General features: G+C 68.3%; 16 protein-coding genes and 1 pseudogene. 11 read left to right on the top strand and 6 right to left on the bottom strand.

The features are described 5' to 3' along the window. Window positions 1-400 (top strand): helicase C-terminal domain-containing protein (locus tag VFF46_RS40060; RefSeq protein WP_325042507.1); only part of this gene is annotated, 400 nt, incomplete at its 5' end. Then, window positions 397-1,371, top strand: coding sequence for a non-homologous end-joining DNA ligase (gene ligD, locus VFF46_RS40055; protein WP_325042506.1), 975 nt, complete (start codon window positions 397-399; stop codon window positions 1,369-1,371). The genes VFF46_RS40060 and ligD, both read left to right, overlap by 4 nt. A 105-nt stretch (window positions 1,372-1,476) precedes the next feature. On the opposite strand, the gene VFF46_RS40050 is transcribed toward ligD, so the two are convergent. Together VFF46_RS40050 and lexA are read right to left on the bottom strand one after the other, a co-directional pair. Next, on the bottom strand, window positions 1,477-1,986 hold the full coding sequence (locus VFF46_RS40050; protein WP_325042505.1) for a glutathione peroxidase: 510 nt from the start codon (window positions 1,984-1,986) through the stop codon (window positions 1,477-1,479). 48 nt (window positions 1,987-2,034) lie between these two features. Continuing rightward, a complete protein-coding gene (lexA, locus tag VFF46_RS40045; RefSeq protein WP_325042504.1) occupies window positions 2,035-2,799 on the bottom strand; it encodes a transcriptional repressor LexA in 765 nt (254 codons plus the stop codon). A gap of 356 nt (window positions 2,800-3,155) precedes the next feature. Between lexA and VFF46_RS40040 the strand changes: the two genes are divergently transcribed. Continuing rightward, complete coding sequence (locus VFF46_RS40040; protein ID WP_325042503.1) at window positions 3,156-3,686, top strand: LysM domain-containing protein; 531 nt, start codon at window positions 3,156-3,158, stop codon at window positions 3,684-3,686. On the opposite strand, the gene VFF46_RS40035 is transcribed toward VFF46_RS40040, so the two are convergent. From VFF46_RS40035 to VFF46_RS40025, 3 genes are read right to left on the bottom strand one after another with little or no spacing between them, the layout of a single operon-like run. Next, window positions 3,646-4,251, bottom strand: a complete 606-nt coding sequence (locus VFF46_RS40035) for a GNAT family N-acetyltransferase (RefSeq protein ID WP_325042502.1) — start codon at window positions 4,249-4,251, stop codon at window positions 3,646-3,648. The two genes, VFF46_RS40040 and VFF46_RS40035, sit on opposite strands and share 41 nt — an antisense overlap. A gap of 10 nt (window positions 4,252-4,261) precedes the next feature. Next, complete coding sequence (locus VFF46_RS40030; RefSeq protein WP_325042501.1) at window positions 4,262-5,224, bottom strand: nucleoside hydrolase; 963 nt, start codon at window positions 5,222-5,224, stop codon at window positions 4,262-4,264. Next, window positions 5,221-5,535 carry a metal-sensitive transcriptional regulator gene (locus VFF46_RS40025; RefSeq protein WP_325042500.1) on the bottom strand — a complete coding sequence of 105 codons (315 nt, stop codon included), beginning with the start codon at window positions 5,533-5,535 and terminating at the stop codon, window positions 5,221-5,223. Before VFF46_RS40025 ends, VFF46_RS40030 begins: the two co-directional genes overlap by 4 nt. A gap of 321 nt (window positions 5,536-5,856) precedes the next feature. Between VFF46_RS40025 and nrdR the strand changes: the two genes are divergently transcribed. Next, window positions 5,857-6,336: a transcriptional regulator NrdR gene (gene nrdR / locus VFF46_RS40020; RefSeq protein ID WP_325042499.1), complete on the top strand. Its 480-nt coding sequence runs from the start codon at window positions 5,857-5,859 to the stop codon at window positions 6,334-6,336. A gap of 102 nt (window positions 6,337-6,438) precedes the next feature. After that, the gene (locus tag VFF46_RS40015; RefSeq protein ID WP_325042498.1) at window positions 6,439-9,339 is read left to right on the top strand and encodes a vitamin B12-dependent ribonucleotide reductase; all 2,901 of its coding nucleotides are present in this window, start codon (window positions 6,439-6,441) and stop codon (window positions 9,337-9,339) included. A gap of 72 nt (window positions 9,340-9,411) precedes the next feature. On the opposite strand, the gene VFF46_RS40010 is transcribed toward VFF46_RS40015, so the two are convergent. Further along, window positions 9,412-10,236 carry an aldo/keto reductase gene (locus VFF46_RS40010; protein ID WP_325042497.1) on the bottom strand — a complete coding sequence of 275 codons (825 nt, stop codon included), beginning with the start codon at window positions 10,234-10,236 and terminating at the stop codon, window positions 9,412-9,414. 190 nt (window positions 10,237-10,426) lie between these two features. Between VFF46_RS40010 and VFF46_RS40005 the strand changes: the two genes are divergently transcribed. From VFF46_RS40005 to VFF46_RS39980, 6 genes and pseudogenes are all read left to right on the top strand, one after another. After that, a complete protein-coding gene (locus tag VFF46_RS40005) occupies window positions 10,427-11,056 on the top strand; it encodes a hypothetical protein (RefSeq protein ID WP_325042496.1) in 630 nt (209 codons plus the stop codon). A 75-nt stretch (window positions 11,057-11,131) separates the two neighbouring features. Continuing rightward, the gene (locus VFF46_RS40000) at window positions 11,132-11,794 is read left to right on the top strand and encodes a Crp/Fnr family transcriptional regulator (protein ID WP_325042495.1); all 663 of its coding nucleotides are present in this window, start codon (window positions 11,132-11,134) and stop codon (window positions 11,792-11,794) included. 95 nt (window positions 11,795-11,889) lie between these two features. Continuing rightward, window positions 11,890-12,726 (top strand): hypothetical protein, encoded by an 837-nt coding sequence (locus VFF46_RS39995; RefSeq protein WP_325042494.1) that lies wholly within the window; start codon window positions 11,890-11,892, stop codon window positions 12,724-12,726. Then, on the top strand, window positions 12,723-14,696 hold the full coding sequence (locus VFF46_RS39990; protein ID WP_325042493.1) for a hypothetical protein: 1,974 nt from the start codon (window positions 12,723-12,725) through the stop codon (window positions 14,694-14,696). The genes VFF46_RS39995 and VFF46_RS39990 overlap by 4 nt, the downstream gene beginning before the upstream one ends. A 44-nt stretch (window positions 14,697-14,740) precedes the next feature. Further along, window positions 14,741-15,595 (top strand): hypothetical protein, encoded by an 855-nt coding sequence (locus VFF46_RS39985; RefSeq protein WP_325042492.1) that lies wholly within the window; start codon window positions 14,741-14,743, stop codon window positions 15,593-15,595. Between the two features lie 98 nt (window positions 15,596-15,693). Next, a pseudogene (locus tag VFF46_RS39980) lies at window positions 15,694-16,285 on the top strand (hypothetical protein); the annotation flags it as partial.

Raw genomic sequence — 16,285 nt, 5'->3', positions numbered from 1 at the left:
CCGCGAGTTCGTCGAGGACCCGGAGACCTCGCTGTTCGGCACCCTGTCGCTGTGGCAGGGGATCGACGTCCCGGGCTCGACCTGCAACCTGGTGATCATCGACCGGATCCCGTTCCCGCGCCCGGACGAGCCGCTGATGGCCGCCCGCCAGCGCGCCGTCGACGAGGCCGGCGGCAACGGGTTCATGTCGGTCGCCGCGACCCACGCCGGGCTGCTGCTCGCGCAGGGCACCGGCCGGCTGATCCGCCGCAGTAGCGACCGCGGCGTGGTCGCGATCCTGGATCCGCGAATCGTCACCCAGCGGTACGGCGGGTTCCTGCGCGCCTCGCTGCCGCCGATGTGGCCGACCGCCGACCGGGAGAAGGTGCTCGGCGCCCTGAAACGGCTGCAGTCGTCATGAGTCCGGTGACCGGTCCGCCGGTGCTGCCGATGATGGCGACCCTGGGGGAGCTGCCGTCCGGCGCGGGCTGGTCGTACGAGCTGAAGTGGGACGGCATCCGCGTGATCGCCGAGGTCGACGACGGCGTCTGCCGGTTGTGGTCCCGGAACAGCCATGACGTGTCGGGCGGATACCCGGAGCTGATCGGCCTGGCGGACGCGCCGGGGCTGCGGCTGCCCGCCGTACTGGACGGCGAGATCGTCACGCTCGACGAGCACGGTGCGCCGTCGTTCGGCCTGCTGCAGCGGCGGATGCACGTCCGCGACCCGCGCCAACTGCGGCACCTGATCACCGAGGTGCCGGTGTCGGTGCGGCTCTTCGACCTGCTCCGCTTCGACGACAAGTGGTTGCTGGAGGCAACGTACGACGATCGTCGCGGGTTGCTCGACTCGCTGGACGTCGGCGACCCGTTCTGGGAGATCCCGCCGGCGTTCACCGACGGGGCCGAGGCGCTCGAAGTGTCTGCCGCACAAGGCCTCGAGGGCGTGGTCGCGAAGCGCCGCAAGTCGCGGTACCTGCCCGGGCGGCGCAGCTCCGACTGGATCAAGATCAAGCCGGTGCAGACCCGCGACGTCATCCTCTGCGGCTGGCATCCAGGGGAGGGTAACCGGGAAGGCAAGATCGGCTCGTTCTACTGCGGGGCGTACGACGGTGACGAGCTGGTCCTGATCGGCAAGGTCGGCTCCGGGCTGGACTTCGCGACGCTGGACATGCTGAGCGCCGAGCTGACCGGTCTGGAGGTCGAGCGGCCCGCTTTCGACCCGGCAACCATCCCATTGGCCGACCGGCGCCGGGCGCACTGGCTGGACCCGGTCCTGGTGGCCGAGGTGACGTTCTCCGGCTGGGGCGGCGACGGCCGCCTGCGGCACCCGGTGTGGCGCGGTCTCCGGCTGGACATCGACCCGGATTCGGTCCTTCTGGACCGCACCTGAATACATTTCCCGACATGCAGCGCGGTCCGAATTGTTCGGAATGCGGCGAATTGCGCGGGTCGCTGCGACAATTGCTGTTCAACTGTCGCAGGAATTCACCGATTGTCAGTCGTTCGTTTTCGGCGAAGGTGCCGGAACGGCGAGTGCGGCCTCGATCTTGTCGGCCAGCTTCTCCGGCGCGTGCGTGGGGGCGTAGCGGCCGATCACGCCGCCGTCGCGACCGACCAGGAACTTGGTGAAGTTCCACTTGATCCGGCCGCCGAGCAGCCCGCCCTGCTCGCGCTTCAGCCAGTTGTACAGCGGGATCGTCTTCGACCCGTTCACGTCGATCTTGGCGAACATCGGGAACGTGACGTGGTAGATCGTCGAGCAGAAGTTGGCGATCTCGTTCTCGTCGCCGGGCTCCTGGTGGCCGAACTGGTCGCAGGGAAAACCGAGCACTGCGAAGCCCTGCCGGCGGTAGGTCCGGTAGAGCTTCTGCAGGCCGCTGTACTGCGGGGTCTGAGCGCACTGCGAGGCCGTGTTCACCACCAGGAGCACCTGGTCGCGGAAATCGGCAAGAGACTGTTCATTGCCTTCGATCCGCCGCGCGCTGAAGTCATAGACAGTCGTCATGACTCAATGCTGACACGTCACGCCGGACTTCGCTCGCCGTCCGATATGTCAGACACGGCGCAGAACTGTTACGACCTTTCCGAGAATGGTCGCGTCCTTGCCGTCGATCGGCTCGAAGGCGGGGTTGTGTGGTAGCAGCAGGATCTCGCTCTTGGTCTTCTTGAACGTCTTCACGGTCGCCTCGCCGTCGATCATCGCGGCCACGATGTCGCCGTTCTCCGCGGTCGGCTGCTGCCGGACGACCACCCAGTCGCCGTCGCAGATGGCCGCCTCGATCATCGACTCGCCCTTGACCTTCAGCATGAACAGCGTGCCCTCGCCGACCATTGCCTTGGGCAACGGGAAGACCTCCTCGATCTCCTGCTCGGCAAGGATCGGGCCACCGGCGGCGATCCGCCCGACCACCGGCACGTACGCCGCGTCCGGGTGCGCGTCGCCGGCCCCGGTCTCGTCGTACGCCGTCTGCCGCACCGGGCCGAGCGCGGACCGGCGGGCGGCCGCGTCCACCTCGCCGGGGTAGCGGACCTCGATCGCGCGCGGCCGGTTCGGGTCGCGGCGGAGCAGGCCCTTCTGCTCCAGCACCCGGAGCTGGTGGGACACCGAGGAGGAGCTGGTCAGGCCGACCCGCTCGCCGATCTCCCGCATCGAGGGCGGGTAGCCGCGGCTGTCCACGGAGTCCCGGATCACGTCCAGGACGCGGCGCTGCCGCGGCGTCAGGCCGGTCGCGTCGGCCGGGCCGTCGGGCAGCTCGGCGACGGTCCGGTCGGCGTCCTTGGCCGGCTTGCCCGACGACTTGCCCGCTGCCTTGTCCACGCTGATGCTCCTCGGGTCGGGCCGGCGAACCCGCACCGGCCGAAAGCTTGCTCGACTGAGATGACCGTAGACCGAATCTTGAGATTCTTCAAACATCTGTTCGAAGGCGTGTCGGTTCGCAAGTTTGTTCGGGTGTCGGGTTATAGAGCGTACGCGGGCAGCTTCGGCGTCAGGAATTTTCTGGGCGTGTCCTGGTTGGAGATGGTTGCGCGACGGGCGGCTGTCGGTTAATCATTCGTACAGACGTTCGATCGAACAGGTGTTCGGGCCGGCTGCTCTGACGGAAACTGTCGGAGGCGGCCGGTAGACAAGGGATCGACACCGAGAACGCGCACCAACCGAGGTCTGGAGGACTGATGAGCACAGCAGCCGTTGCGGCCGACGCCCTGGCCCCGCGCCGCTCGACGAAGGCCGAGCCGGGTCCACACCTCAAGTTGGTGCCCGCGGAGCGTACGACGGCTCCCCAGCCAGTCGTGCCCCCGCGGCGGCGGCCGCGGATCGAGGGCGCGACCACCGATCGGATGCCGGTCCGCGGCTGCTCCGGTGACGCGCTGGGCCGCCGGGTCCAGGAGCGCACCGAGCCGGCCCCGCTGCGGCTCACCCGCCGCGGGCGGATGCTGCTGACCGCGGTGTCGGTGCTGGTCTTCGGCGCCGCGATCCTGGTGCTCGGCCTGCGGATCGCCGGTGTCCTCGAGCCCGGCCCGCACTTCACCCACACCGTCCCGGTCCAGGTGGCGCCCGGCCAGACCCTGTGGTCGATCGCCGAGTCCACGAACCCGGGCCAGGACCCGACCATCGTCGTCGAGCGGATCGCGGACCTGAACAAGCTCGCCACCCCCGCCGACGTCACCCCCGGTCAGACCCTGCAGATCCCGATCGCGGGTTGACGGCCGCTGCGCGCCACTCGTCGGCGAGCAGCGCGTAGGCGTACTCGTTCGCCCACTCGCCCTTGAACCACAACGCCTGCAGGTGATGTGCCTCGCGCCGCATCCCGAGCCGTTCCAGCAACCGGGCCGACGCGGCGTTCCGGTCGTCCAGAACCGCCACGATCCGGTGCAGCCCGAGCTCGTCGAACCCGACCCGCAGCATCTCCCGCGCAGCCTCCGCCGCCAGTCCCTTGCCCTGGTAGTCCGAGTGCAGCGCGAATCCGATCTCCCCCTGACGATCCGCCTCGCTGGCCCACTTCAGCAGTACTTCGCCGATCACGGTCCCGGTCTCCCGGAGCTCGATCGCCAGTACGAGCCACTGACCGGCCGCGGTGAGCTCGCCCTGCGGCAGCTTCCGCTCCAGCGCGGCGCGGGTCTCCTCGCGGTCCCGCACCGGCCACGGCGTGTACCGCACGACCTCCGGCCGCGAGTGGAACGCGAACAGGTCGTCCAGATCGTCCATCCGGTGAGGCCGCAGCTCCAGCCGCTCGGTCAGCAACGGATACGCGGGCCGGAATCCAGTCACGGTGCCACCATCAGCTGACCGTCGCCAGCCACAGTTCGGCGTACCGCTCGGCGTCGACCGCCGTGACGACCTGGATCACCGGCGCCGGACCCTGGACGTCGTTCGCCTGGTCCGACGCGGTCCGGGTGTCGACGATCGTCCGCCCGCGCGACCAGCCGCCGGACAGCTCGACGCGAACCGGGTGCCGCTCGGTGGTCAGCCCGGCCGGGTCGATCACCGCGCACACCGCGCCGCCGTCGCCGATGCTCGCGCCGTCCGACTGGTACCGCTCGCTGCGCTTCTCGATCAGCTTGCCGGCCAGCTCCGCCGACGGCGATCCGCTCAGCCCGCGCGCCTGCTCCAGCGTGACCACCACGTCGTAGAACACGTCCAGCCCGTACATGGTGATCGCGATACCGAGGTCGTTCGCCGCCGCCAGGACGATCGCGGCCGCCTCCGGATCGGTCCAGATGTTGAACTCCGCCGAAGCCGTCGCGTTCCCGATCCCCGCGGAGCCGCCCATGAAGACGATCTCCCGCAGCCCGGCCGCCGCCTCCGGGTAGGTCCGGAGCAGCAGCGCGATGTTCGTCATCGGCGCCAGCGGGATCAGCGTGACGAGCTCGCCCGTCGCGGCCGCGTCCCGCAGTACGTCACGCAGCAGCTCGACCGCGTGCCGTGGATCGGCCGTCCGGGTCGACCGCGGCCAGTCGAGGTCCCCGAGCCCGTCTTCCCCGTGCACATGTCGCGCCGGGCGTACTGGCTGGATCAGCGGTACGGCGGCGCCGCGCCCGACCGGTACGTCGGGACGCCCCGCCGCCTCGAGCACCGTGAGCGTGTTGCGGACCACGTCGTCGATCCCGACGTTCCCGCCGGCACAGGTGACAGCCTTCAGGTCGAGACCGGGATGCCGGGCCGCGAGCAGCAGCGCGCAGGCGTCGTCCAGGCCGGTGTCGACGTCGAGGACCACCGGCGTCCGCGGGGCCACGCCGGTCACGAACGCACCAGCCGGGCGATCGCGGCGGACGCCTCCTTGATCTTGGCCTCGGCCTCGGGTCCACCGGCCGCGGCGGCGTCCACGACGCAGTGCGCGAGATGGTCGTCGAGCAGGCCCAGCGCGACCGATTCGAGGGCCTTCGTCATCGCCGAGACCTGCGTGAGGATGTCGATGCAGTACTTCTCGTCCTCGACCATCCGCTGCAGCCCCCGCGCCTGCCCCTCGATCCGCTTCAGCCGCCGCAGGTACGCGTCCTTGTCGCCGATGTAACCGTGCTGCGCATGCTCAGCGGCCGGTTCGGTCACACTCACCACATCCTCCCGGGTTCCCCGCCGAACCCTATCCCGCCGACGGCCCGGCCGAGTCTGCCGCGAGGCCGTAGTTTGCGCCTCGAAACGGCCGTCGCGGTGGCGCCACGCGGGAGTACACGGGGCCGCGTGGGTGTTGAAACCTGTGACACGCGCGGGCAATCGGAGCGTGCTTGCAAACTGTCGGAGCAGCGATCTAGGATCCCTAGATGTAGTGGTTACACGGGTGTAATTATCCACAGGTAGTGGTTGGTTGCACACAGCTTCTACACAGGTTGTCCACATGTCATCCCCAGGGTGACCCACGGGAGGAAGTGATTCGTCGTGCACTGTCCGTATTGCCGGCACGCCGACTCGCGGGTGGTGGACAGCCGGGTGGCCGAGGACGGCGGAGCGATCCGCCGCCGGCGGCAGTGCCCGGTCTGCGAGAAGCGGTTCACCACCGTCGAGCAGATGCAGCTCACGGTCGTGAAGCGCTCCGGCGCGACCGAGCCGTTCAGCCGCGAGAAGGTCATCAACGGGGTCGGCAAGGCCTGCAAGGGCCGGCCGGTGAACGCCGACCAGCTCGCGCGGCTCGGCCAGAAGGTCGAGGACGCGCTGAAGGGCGGCGGCTCGCCGGAGGTTCCCGCGCACGAGGTCGGACTGGCGATCCTCGGGCCGCTGCGGGAGCTCGACGAGGTGGCGTACCTGCGGTTCGCGAGCGTGTACCGGCAGTTCGAGTCGGCCGACGACTTCGAGACCGAGATCGCGCTGCTGCGGGCCGAGAAGGAGCCGCGGGGCACGGAGCCGGCCCAACTGACCTAAACCGGGGGAACGGCAGTTCCAGGTAGTTGCACGTAGGACCCAGCAGTACCAACGGGGCGGTCCCGACAGACCGCGGTAGCAGACACAGGGCGAGGAGCAGACATGACAGAGACGGTGACCGGCCACTCGGGGTCGACCAAGCGGTCGGCGGCCGGGTTCCGCGGGCGGAAGAACGCGCCCACGGGACTCACCATCGAGCGCGTCTTCAGCACCGAGGGTATCCACCCGTACGACGAGGTGACGTGGGAGCGCCGCGACGTCGTACAGCAGAACTGGAAGACCGGCGAGACGGTCTTCGAGCAGCGCGGGGTGGAGTTCCCCGACTTCTGGAGCGTCAACGCCTCGACGATCGTCACCACGAAGTACTTCCGCGGCGCGGTCGCCCACGACAACCGCGAGTCGAGCCTCAAGCAGCTGCTCGACCGGGTCGTGAAGACGTACCGGCGCGCCGGTGAGGAGCACGGGTACTTCACCACGCCCGCCGACGCGGAGGTCTTCGAGCAGGAGCTCACCTGGCTGCTCCTGCACCAGTACTTCAGCTTCAACTCGCCGGTCTGGTTCAACGTCGGCACGACCTCGCCGCAGCAGGTGTCGGCCTGCTTCATCCTCGCCGTGGACGACTCGATGGAGTCGATCCTGAACTGGTACAAGGAGGAGGGCCTGATCTTCAAGGGCGGCTCCGGCGCCGGCCTGAACCTGTCCCGGATCCGCTCCTCCAAGGAACTGCTCCAGTCCTCCGGCGGCACCGCCTCCGGCCCGGTCAGCTTCATGCGCGGCGCGGACGCGTCGGCCGGCACCATCAAGTCCGGCGGCGCCACCCGGCGCGCGGCGAAGATGGTCGTGCTGGACGTCGACCACCCCGACATCGAGGAGTTCGTCGACACCAAGATGCGCGAGGAGGAGAAGATCCGGATCCTGCGGGACGCCGGCTTCGACATGGACCTCGGCGGTCGCGACATCACGTCGGTGCAGTACCAGAACGCGAACAACTCGGTCCGGGTCTCGGACGAGTTCATGCGCGCGGTCGAGGAGAAGGGCAAGTTCGGGCTGCGCGCGCGGCTGGACAACTCGGTGATCGAGACCGTCGACGCCCGCGAACTGTTCGACAAGATCTCCCAGGCGGCGTGGGCGTGCGCCGACCCGGGCCTGCAGTACGACGACACCATCAACGACTGGCACACCACCCCGGAGACGGGCCGGATCACCGCGTCCAACCCGTGCTCGGAGTACATGCACCTGGACAACTCGTCCTGCAACCTCGCCTCGCTGAACCTGATGAAGTTCCTCCGCGACGACGACCTCTTCGACTCGGAGAAGTTCGTCAAGGCGGTCGAGCTGATCATCACCGCGATGGACATCTCGATCTGCTTCGCGGACTTCCCGACCGAGGCGATCGGCGCCACCACCCGGGCGTACCGGCAGCTCGGCATCGGCTACGCGAACCTCGGCGCCCTGCTGATGGCGACCGGGCACGCGTACGACTCCGACGGTGGTCGCGCACTGGCGGGCGCTATCACCTCGCTGATGACCGGTACGTCGTACAAGCGGTCCGCGGAGCTGGCCGGCATCGTCGGCGCGTACGACGGCTTCGAGCGGAACAAGGACGCGCACACCCGGGTGATGCGCAAGCACGCCGCGGCCAACGACGCGATCCGCACCATCCACGAGATCGACAAGGACGTCCAGCAGCACGCCACCGCGGCGTGGGAGGGCGTGCTGAAGATCGGCGCCAAGAACGGCTGGCGGAACGCGCAGGCCTCGGTGCTCGCGCCGACCGGCACGATCGGCTTCATGATGGACTGTGACACCACCGGGATCGAGCCGGACTTCTCGCTGGTCAAGTTCAAGAAGCTGGTCGGCGGCGGCTCGATGCAGATCGTGAACACCACGGTCCCGCGGGCGCTGCGCCAGTACAACTACACCGAGGAGACGATCGAGGCGATCGTCGAGTACATCGCCGAGAACGGTCACGTCGTCGACGCCCCGGGCCTGAAGCCGGAGCACTACGAGATCTTCGACACCGCGATGGGCGAGCGGGCCATCAAGCCGATGGGCCACGTCCGGATGATGGCGGCCGCGCAGCCGTTCCTGTCCGGCGCGATCTCGAAGACCGTGAACCTGCCGGAGACCGCGACGGTCGAGGAGATCGCCGACGTCTACTTCCAGGGCTGGAAGCTCGGCCTGAAGGCGCTCGCGGTGTACCGCGACAACTGCAAGGTCGGCCAGCCGCTGGCGGACGCGAAGGCGAAGAAGAGCTCCGAGAGCGTTGCCGCCGAGGCTGCCGTCGCGGAGAAGATCGTCGAGAAGATCATCGAGTACCGGCCGACCCGGAAGCGCCTGCCGAAGTCGCGGCCGTCGCGGACCACGTCGTTCACCGTCGGTGGCGCCGAGGGCTACATGACCGCCGGCTCCTACCCGGACGACGGTCTCGGCGAGGTCTTCCTGAAGATGGGCAAGCAGGGCTCGACGCTCGCCGGCGTGATGGACGCGTTCTCGATCGCGATCTCGATCGCCCTGCAGCACGGCGTGCCGCTGGAGACCTACGTCCAGAAGTTCACCAACCTGAAGTTCGAGCCGGCCGGTCTGACCGACGACCCGGACGTCCGGATGGCGCAGTCGATCATGGACTACATCTTCCGCCGGCTGGCCCTGGACTACCTGCCGTTCGACGAGCGGGCCGCGCTGGGCATCTACTCGGCGGACGAGCGGTCCCGGCAGCTCGACACCGGTTCGTACGAGCCGGCCCCGGTCGAGGTGTCCGAGGCCGAGTCCCTGAAGTCGGTCGAGCCGGTCGCGGACGCGGCGGAGACCGTCGAGAAGCCGGCCGACGCGGTGTCCGCCAAGCCGGTCAAGGGCGAGGCCCACACCACCGCCGAGATGCTGGAGCTGATCACCGGTACGTCGGTCGACGCCCCGCTCTGCTTCACCTGCGGTACGAAGATGCGCCCGAGCGGCTCCTGCTACGTCTGCGAAGGCTGCGGCAGCACCTCCGGCTGCAGCTGACCACCAGCTGATCGCACTACGGCCCCCGGGAACTTCCCACTTCCCCCGGGGGCCGCGGTGCGCCCTGCCGGCTTAGTGGCCTGCCCTGTCTGAGTCGGCCGCGGGTTTGGCCGTCCCGTCCAGCGCGGTCAGCGCGCCCAACTCCGCCTCGCTCAGCTCGAAGTCGAACACCTCGAGGTTCTCGGCGAGCCTTTGGATGTTGGCCGACTTCGGAATCGGTACGACGTCCTGTTGCGTCTCCCAGCGCAACACCACCTGCCCCGGCGTCCGCCCGTGCGCCCTGGCGATCTCCTGTACCGCCGGATGATGCAACAGGTCCGTGCCCTTGCCGAGCGGGCTCCACGCCTCCGTCACGATCCCGTGCTGCCGGTGGAAGTCCCGCTCGGCCGCCTTCGCCCACACCGGACTCAACTGCACCTGGTTCACCTCCGGCGCGACCCCGGTCTCGTCGATCAGCCGTTGCAGGTGCGCGGGCTTGAAGTTCGACGTACCGATCGCCCGTACCAGGCCCGCCTCACGCAGCGCGATCAGGCCCTGCCACGCCTCGACGTACCGGTCCTGCGCCGGGTTCGGCCAGTGGATCAGCAGCAGGTCCAGGTACTCGACGCCGAGCTTCTGCGCGCTCGCCTCGAACGCCTGACGCGGTCCCTCGACGCTGTGCCAGCGCTTGTTGAACTTCGACGTCACGAACAGCTCGCCGCGCGGCATGTCCCGCAGCGCGCGTCCGACGCCGGTCTCGTTGCGGTAGTTCTCGGCCGTGTCGACCAGGCGGTACCCGAGCTCGAGCGCCGTCCGTACCGCCCGTTCGGCGTCCGCGTCGTTCATCGGCGACGTCCCGAGACCGATCCGCGGCATCGTGATTCCGTGACTCAGTGTGACTGTCGGCACCTGGCTCATCCGTGTCCTCCTTCGGCGTACGCTGCCCCGCCACCCTAGGCCGATCACGGTCCGCACCCACGGTTCCCGGCCGTACGCCGTACGGCCGTCTCACCCGCGCGATACCCCCGCGCGAACTGTCGGCAGCGTGGTTCATGATGGGTTCCGCGGGTCGTGAGGATTTGCTGAAAAGCGTTGGAGGGGTGGGCTTATGAAGAACCGGCTGATCACTCTGGTGGACCTCGGTCTGGACAGTTCGTTCGACGCGTCGATGACCTTCGTGCAGGGCATCACCGGCAACATCAACGCCGGCTGGGACCGCCCGTACCTCGACGTCAACTTCGTCCGCACCCGGGACCACGAGACCGCGTTCTCAGCCCTCACCACCCCCTCGACGGTCCTGCACGTGATGGCGCACGGTGATCACAGCGAGGAGCCGTCCTTCCTCTCCACCGACGGCGAGACCCAGGTCTCGCTGAAGTCCCTGGCCGACTGGTTCCTCGACCACCAGTGGGGCATCGCCAGCGGCGTCGTGATCGCCGACGGCTGCAAGACCGGCATCGGCAAGTGGCAACGCGCGATCCGCGACTGCATCCAGGACGACATCACCTACATCGGCACCGGCACCGTCATCGGCTGGTACGAAGCCACCGTCTTCTGCTCCGCCTTCTACGGCGCCCTGGTCCGCAACCGCGGCCTCGGCCGCACCCCCGCCGAACAAGGCTGGGACGCCGCCAACCGGGCCATCCGCGCCTACGAAACCCTCACCGACCAACGCTGCCCCTACAAACCAGTCCTCCTAACCCCCTCCCGCCAAGCCCTCCGCTCCCTCACCGGCTGACCCGACACGCACGAGCCGACCACGGTGAGTGCCGCATGCGAAACTTTCTGTGGTCCCAGCGGCGGAGCACGGGGTGTGATCGGTTTGGGTTCGCTGCAGACGTTCCAGAACCTGATCGGACCTGCCGCGTGGCAGTTGTTGCTCGCGGAGGGGACGCTGCGTAGCTACCGTCCGGGCCAGACGATCCTGCGCCAGGGGGATCCCGGCGGTTTCCTGCTCGCACTCGAGTACGGTCGCGTAAAGCTTCTGGCCAGTGCCGAGGACGGAGCCCAACTGCTGCTGACCATCCGCGGCGCGGGGCAGTTGCTCGGTGAGCTGGCGGGTGGTGAAGGCCGGCGTACGGCGACGGTCGAGGCGCTGGACCGGTGTACCGCGCGCTACCTGCCGACCGTGCGGTTCGAGCGTTTCATCGCCAAGAACGGTCTCGCGGCGGAGTTCCACCAGTACGTCGTCGGCAAGTTCGATCAGTCGGTGTCTCGTCAGGTCGACCTGGCGCACCGATCCGCGCTCCGCCGGATCGCCCGTCTGCTCCACGACACCGCCGTACTCGCGCCCTCGACCGCGCCGAACCCGATGCGCGTGCCGTTCACGCAGGAGGAACTCGCCTCGGCCCTGGGCCTGGCACGGAGCACGGTGGCGGATCAGCTCACCGTGCTCCGGACTTCCGGGGCTCTGGGGCCGGGGCCGCAGCTGATCGTGGCCGATCTCGGGTTGCTCGCGGAGGCGTTCCGGGTCTGAGGTGCGCATCACCTCGGGACTGTCCGATTCCGGACAACGCACGTGGCAGATGACGCCGACTCTGAACGGACCGTCCCCTACCGAGGAGGCCCACGATGAGCACCCCGATGGATCCGCGTTACTCCGGCGCATCCGCGCTCCCGCCGTACCGTGCGCTGCTGGTCGTCGACATGAAGGACTACAGCGGCAACCCCAGCCGGTACCAGACCGAACTCACTCGGCTGATTCCCGAGATCCTGCAGGCTGCCTTCGAGCGGGCTGGATTGGCCCGCGTTTGGTCGAGCAAGACTGCGCACAGTACGACCGGAGACGGCTACGCGCTCGTTCTCCCGCCGGAGCTGCTCCCGCACTTGCTGAATCCTTACCTGAGCGCGCTGCAGGAGGAGCTCGAGCACAGGAACCGCAGTCGCCCGTACGGCTGGAACGGCCCGATCCGGTTCCGGGTCAGCATCAACGTCGGGCCGGTCGTGGACTCCGGCGAGAACCTGCTGGGCGACGGCAGCGGGGCCGAGCGCGTGACACTGCATCGCCTGCTCGACAGCGACCCGGTGCGTCACTTGCTGAACGGCTCCGACCCCGAGGTCACCCAGGTGGCGGCGATCGTGTCCCGGCGCGTGTACGAGGACGCGGTCCTGTCCAGGCTCGCCGACGAGCCGGAGTCGCTGTACGTCGAAGCCGGTGTCGAGGTGAAGACCTACCAGGGCCAGGCCTACCTCCGCGTGCCCAAACCGTCCGCCGGCCTGCTGATCAACGGGTTCCTCAAGGCCACGCCGTCGCCGAATCCTGAGCCGCCTGCCCCTGCTTCGGCGTCCGCGGCTTCATGGGGTGGCATCGGGCAGCAGATCAACGGCGCCACAGGTCCCATCAACACCGGCAGTGGGGCGCAGTACAACGCTCCACAGTACGGCGATCCCCGTGGGTATCAGCGATGACCGCGGGCGTCGAAGCACCAGGCACTCAGATCAACCAACCCTCCGGCCCTGTCAACACCGGCACCGGCGACCAGCTCAACGACGTCAAGAATTACTTCGAGCGACCCCGTAAGGCCCGAACCTGGGAGGTCACGCCTGGCCGGTTACACCAGCTCTGGGCCACCTTCGTCCAGCCTGCGGGTTTCCACGACGCTGCCGAGATACTCGCCCAGCGGGATGGGCTGGTCATCCTGGCCGGCGCGACCGGTAGCGGACGGCATACGGCGGGATTGATGTTGCTCTCGGCCGACATCGCCCCGGAGACCGTGGTCCGGCTGGTTCCCCCGGACCTGGAGCCCGTCGCGGTGCAGGCCGAGCGGCGGATGTTCGACGGTTCCGATGTCCGCGACGACGACCGGCTGCTGCTCGACTTGTCGGAGGCCGACGCCGAGTCCTTCACCGAACTGCAGAGCTACCTGCATGCGCTGCAGCCGGAACTGGACCGGCATCGGGCGAAACTCGTCGTCGTCCTGCCGCAGCTCGACGGAGATCACCTGCGATCCGAGTTCGTGCCGTTCGTGATCAGGCTCGAACGGCCTGACAAGCTCAGGGTCCTGCAACGGCACTTTGCCGCGCACGGGCTCCAGATCGAGGACATCGGGCGATTTCGGCAGGCGTTCGCCTCGGTGAGTCTGTCCGCGATCGTTCGGGTCGTCTATCAGGTACGGGATGCGAGCCGTCAGCACCCGCAGGCGGACGTAGGCGGCCTGCTCGCGGATGTCCTCGGCTCTGCGGAGCGGCGCAAGCAGAAAGTTGCGGCCGCGGTCGGTTCCGCGCGGGAGGCTCGGTTGCGGGCGCTGTTGATCGCGGCGGCGCTGCTGCACGGTCATTCGACCGAAGTGGTCTTCTTGGCTCAGCAGCGTTTGCACGACCTGTTACGGGCTACCGACGACGGTGCGCAACACCCACTTGAGTTGCCCGGTGTCTCCGAATCGCTCGACCAGCTCGAACTCGAACTGTCGGTGGCTCCGGGGCATGGTCAGCGCGTCCGCTTCGCCGACCAGGAGCTCGCCGCGAGCGTACTGCGGCACTTCTGGGACGAGATGCCGTGGCTGCGAAGCCGACTGACCGACTGGATCGGAGACGAGGTCGTGGGGCGATCAACCGGTGACTTCGATCCGGCATTGATCGCGCACCGCTTCGGGACACAATGCCGCCGTACCCGCCAAGCAGACCTAGCGATCCGCCTGATCGTCCGCTGGTCGGGTGATCGGCGCCAACCACAGCGGTCGGCGGCGTACACGTTGCTGGAGGACTTGCTCGACGACGACCGTACCGGCGTGGCCGGCCGGCAGTTGCTCTACGACTGGGCTCGAGACGGACACCTTCCTCGTGGACAGGCAGCGATTGCCGTCGCGGCCTGCGTCAACATCCTCGCCGACGGCTACCTCGACCGTGCCGTCGTCCGCCTTGCCTGGCTGGCGAGGCATTCGGACGACGGAGTCCGATCCGCAGCGCGCGAAGGCCTCGGCCGGCTTGCCGACGACCCCCGGAACCGCTTGAAGGTCATCGATTTGGTCCTGGAACCATGGCGCTTCAGACCCATGACCTTTGCGAGCACAGCCGCTCCGGCGAGGTTGTTGATGTTCCTCGGCACCGCGGCCGAAGAACGCATTGCCGACGGGTGGCGGCGTACTCTGACGGACAGCGATCCGTCGCGGCGCGGCGAGCTGCTGACGTCCTGGCTCGCTACCCACAACGGCTGTCTGTCCGACGATCGGCCCGCTGAGGCGCGCGGTGTGTTGCAGTTCCTCGCCACGATCTGCGGACCGCATCCCGAGCTTCTGAATGCCTTGTTCAACACCACCCTCTCCTGGCTCGAGGCCGGAAACGCGGACCCGCTGCGCCTCCGCACCGCTCAGGCCATCGACGAACTCGTACGCCGCGGCCGTCGAGCCGCGGCAACCACCGTGCTGGAGGTCGGATCGTGACTGTGAATCGGAGAATGCTCCACGGAGCCGCAATCGTGGTTCCGATGCTGCTCGTACTCGTCTGGCTGATCGTGCAGCTCGGTTGGATCGGTGTCGTCCTGTCCCTTCTGATCTCCGTTACCAGCCTCTTCGTCTTCCGGAGGGCCTCACCGGTACCGGCCGAGGAGGCCGTGGAGCCGCCGTTCTCGCAGCTGTCGACGAGTGGTCTGCCGACCGCCGACGAGACGGTGTTCCTCGACCTGTCGGCAACGGTGCATTGGCAGGCAGCAAAGGCCGAGTCGTACCACGCGGACGTCGCGCGAGCGTTCGTCCTGGAGTGTGCTCGGCAGGTCACGAGCAGGTGGAGCCCGGGCCAGTACTCGCTGGCGCAGCACGAACTCGCCGCCGGCATCGGCCGACCGCGGATCGAGCCGACAGCAGAGCTGGAGGTCTGGGCGACCGACGTGCGGCTCGTACTGCCGGAAGCTGTACGGCAGCATCTGGCGAAGCTGGACGAGGCCCATCGAGACGGCCTCCTGTGGGAGGTCAGCGCACTCAACGAGAGCCGGGTACGTACGTATCTCCGCGACGATGCGCTCCGGACGCCTGCGTCGACGATCGTCTGGTGGCTCGCCAACAACCAATGGTCGGTCGAACAGGCAGTCGGTCTCGCTGAGGTCCTCACCAGGCTTTCCCACCTGGCGACCGGCAACAACGAACCTGACGCGGTGCCCGCTGTCGAGCCGTTGGTCAACGCGCTCGACGACCTCGACGACGCAGCCCGACGTCCGGCCGCGAACGACCTGGCTGTCACCCTCGACCAGTCCGGGTTGCCCGACCTCGCGAAGAGCGTGCGTGACCGGTACAACCTGCCCAAGCTGCACTCGGTAGGCGAGGAGCCCGGCTCTTTCGGCAGCTGAAGGACGCCCGACACGCATGCGGCGGCTACTTGGGGTGAGGCGTGTGAGACTTTTTGTGGACTCGCCGTAGGCGCCCGACGCGGTGAAGGAACGACTGTATGAAGCTTCATCGGAACTCGCTTCTGACGGCGGCCGGGATCGTGGTGGTGCTGTACGTCGTTTCGCTGGTTGCGGGGCTGCCGTCGTGGGCTGCGGCGGTGCTGATCGTGGTGCTGCTGGTGTTGCTGGCTGTGGTGTGGAAGCAGCCTGAGGAGCCCCGGCCTGCCGTTGTGAAGGCGGCTCCGGCGCCGTCCGTTGTGATGCCGGATCCGGAGCCGGTGTTCTCCGGGCCGCCGTCGCGGACGGTGGCGGACGTGCGGTTGCCGTCCGCGTCTCCTGACTTCCAGTTCAGTTTCTCGGCCGTGGTTCAGTGGTCGACGGTCCTGTCGGGGTCGCGGCACGCCGATCTCGGCGCGGTCGCGGTCGACGCGTTGCTGGACCGGGCCCGGTCGTTGACCGTGCGGCAGCAGGTGACCGAGGAGTCTCTCAACCAGCATCGGCTGGCTGCGTTGCTCGGTGAGCCGGCGCTCGACGAGAAGGGGCAGGTCCGGAGCTGGGCGACCGAAGTACGGCTGCGACTGCCGGACGCGGACCAGAAGCATCTTCAGCACCTCGCCGCACTGCATCGCCGCGAGCAGACCACGCTGCTCG

The sequence above is a fragment of the Kribbella sp. genome (assembly GCF_035655035.1).
Classification (GTDB): domain Bacteria; phylum Actinomycetota; class Actinomycetes; order Propionibacteriales; family Kribbellaceae; genus Kribbella.
The sequence above is the reverse complement of the archived record's forward strand: the minus strand, read 5'-3'. Positions and strand labels throughout refer to the sequence as shown.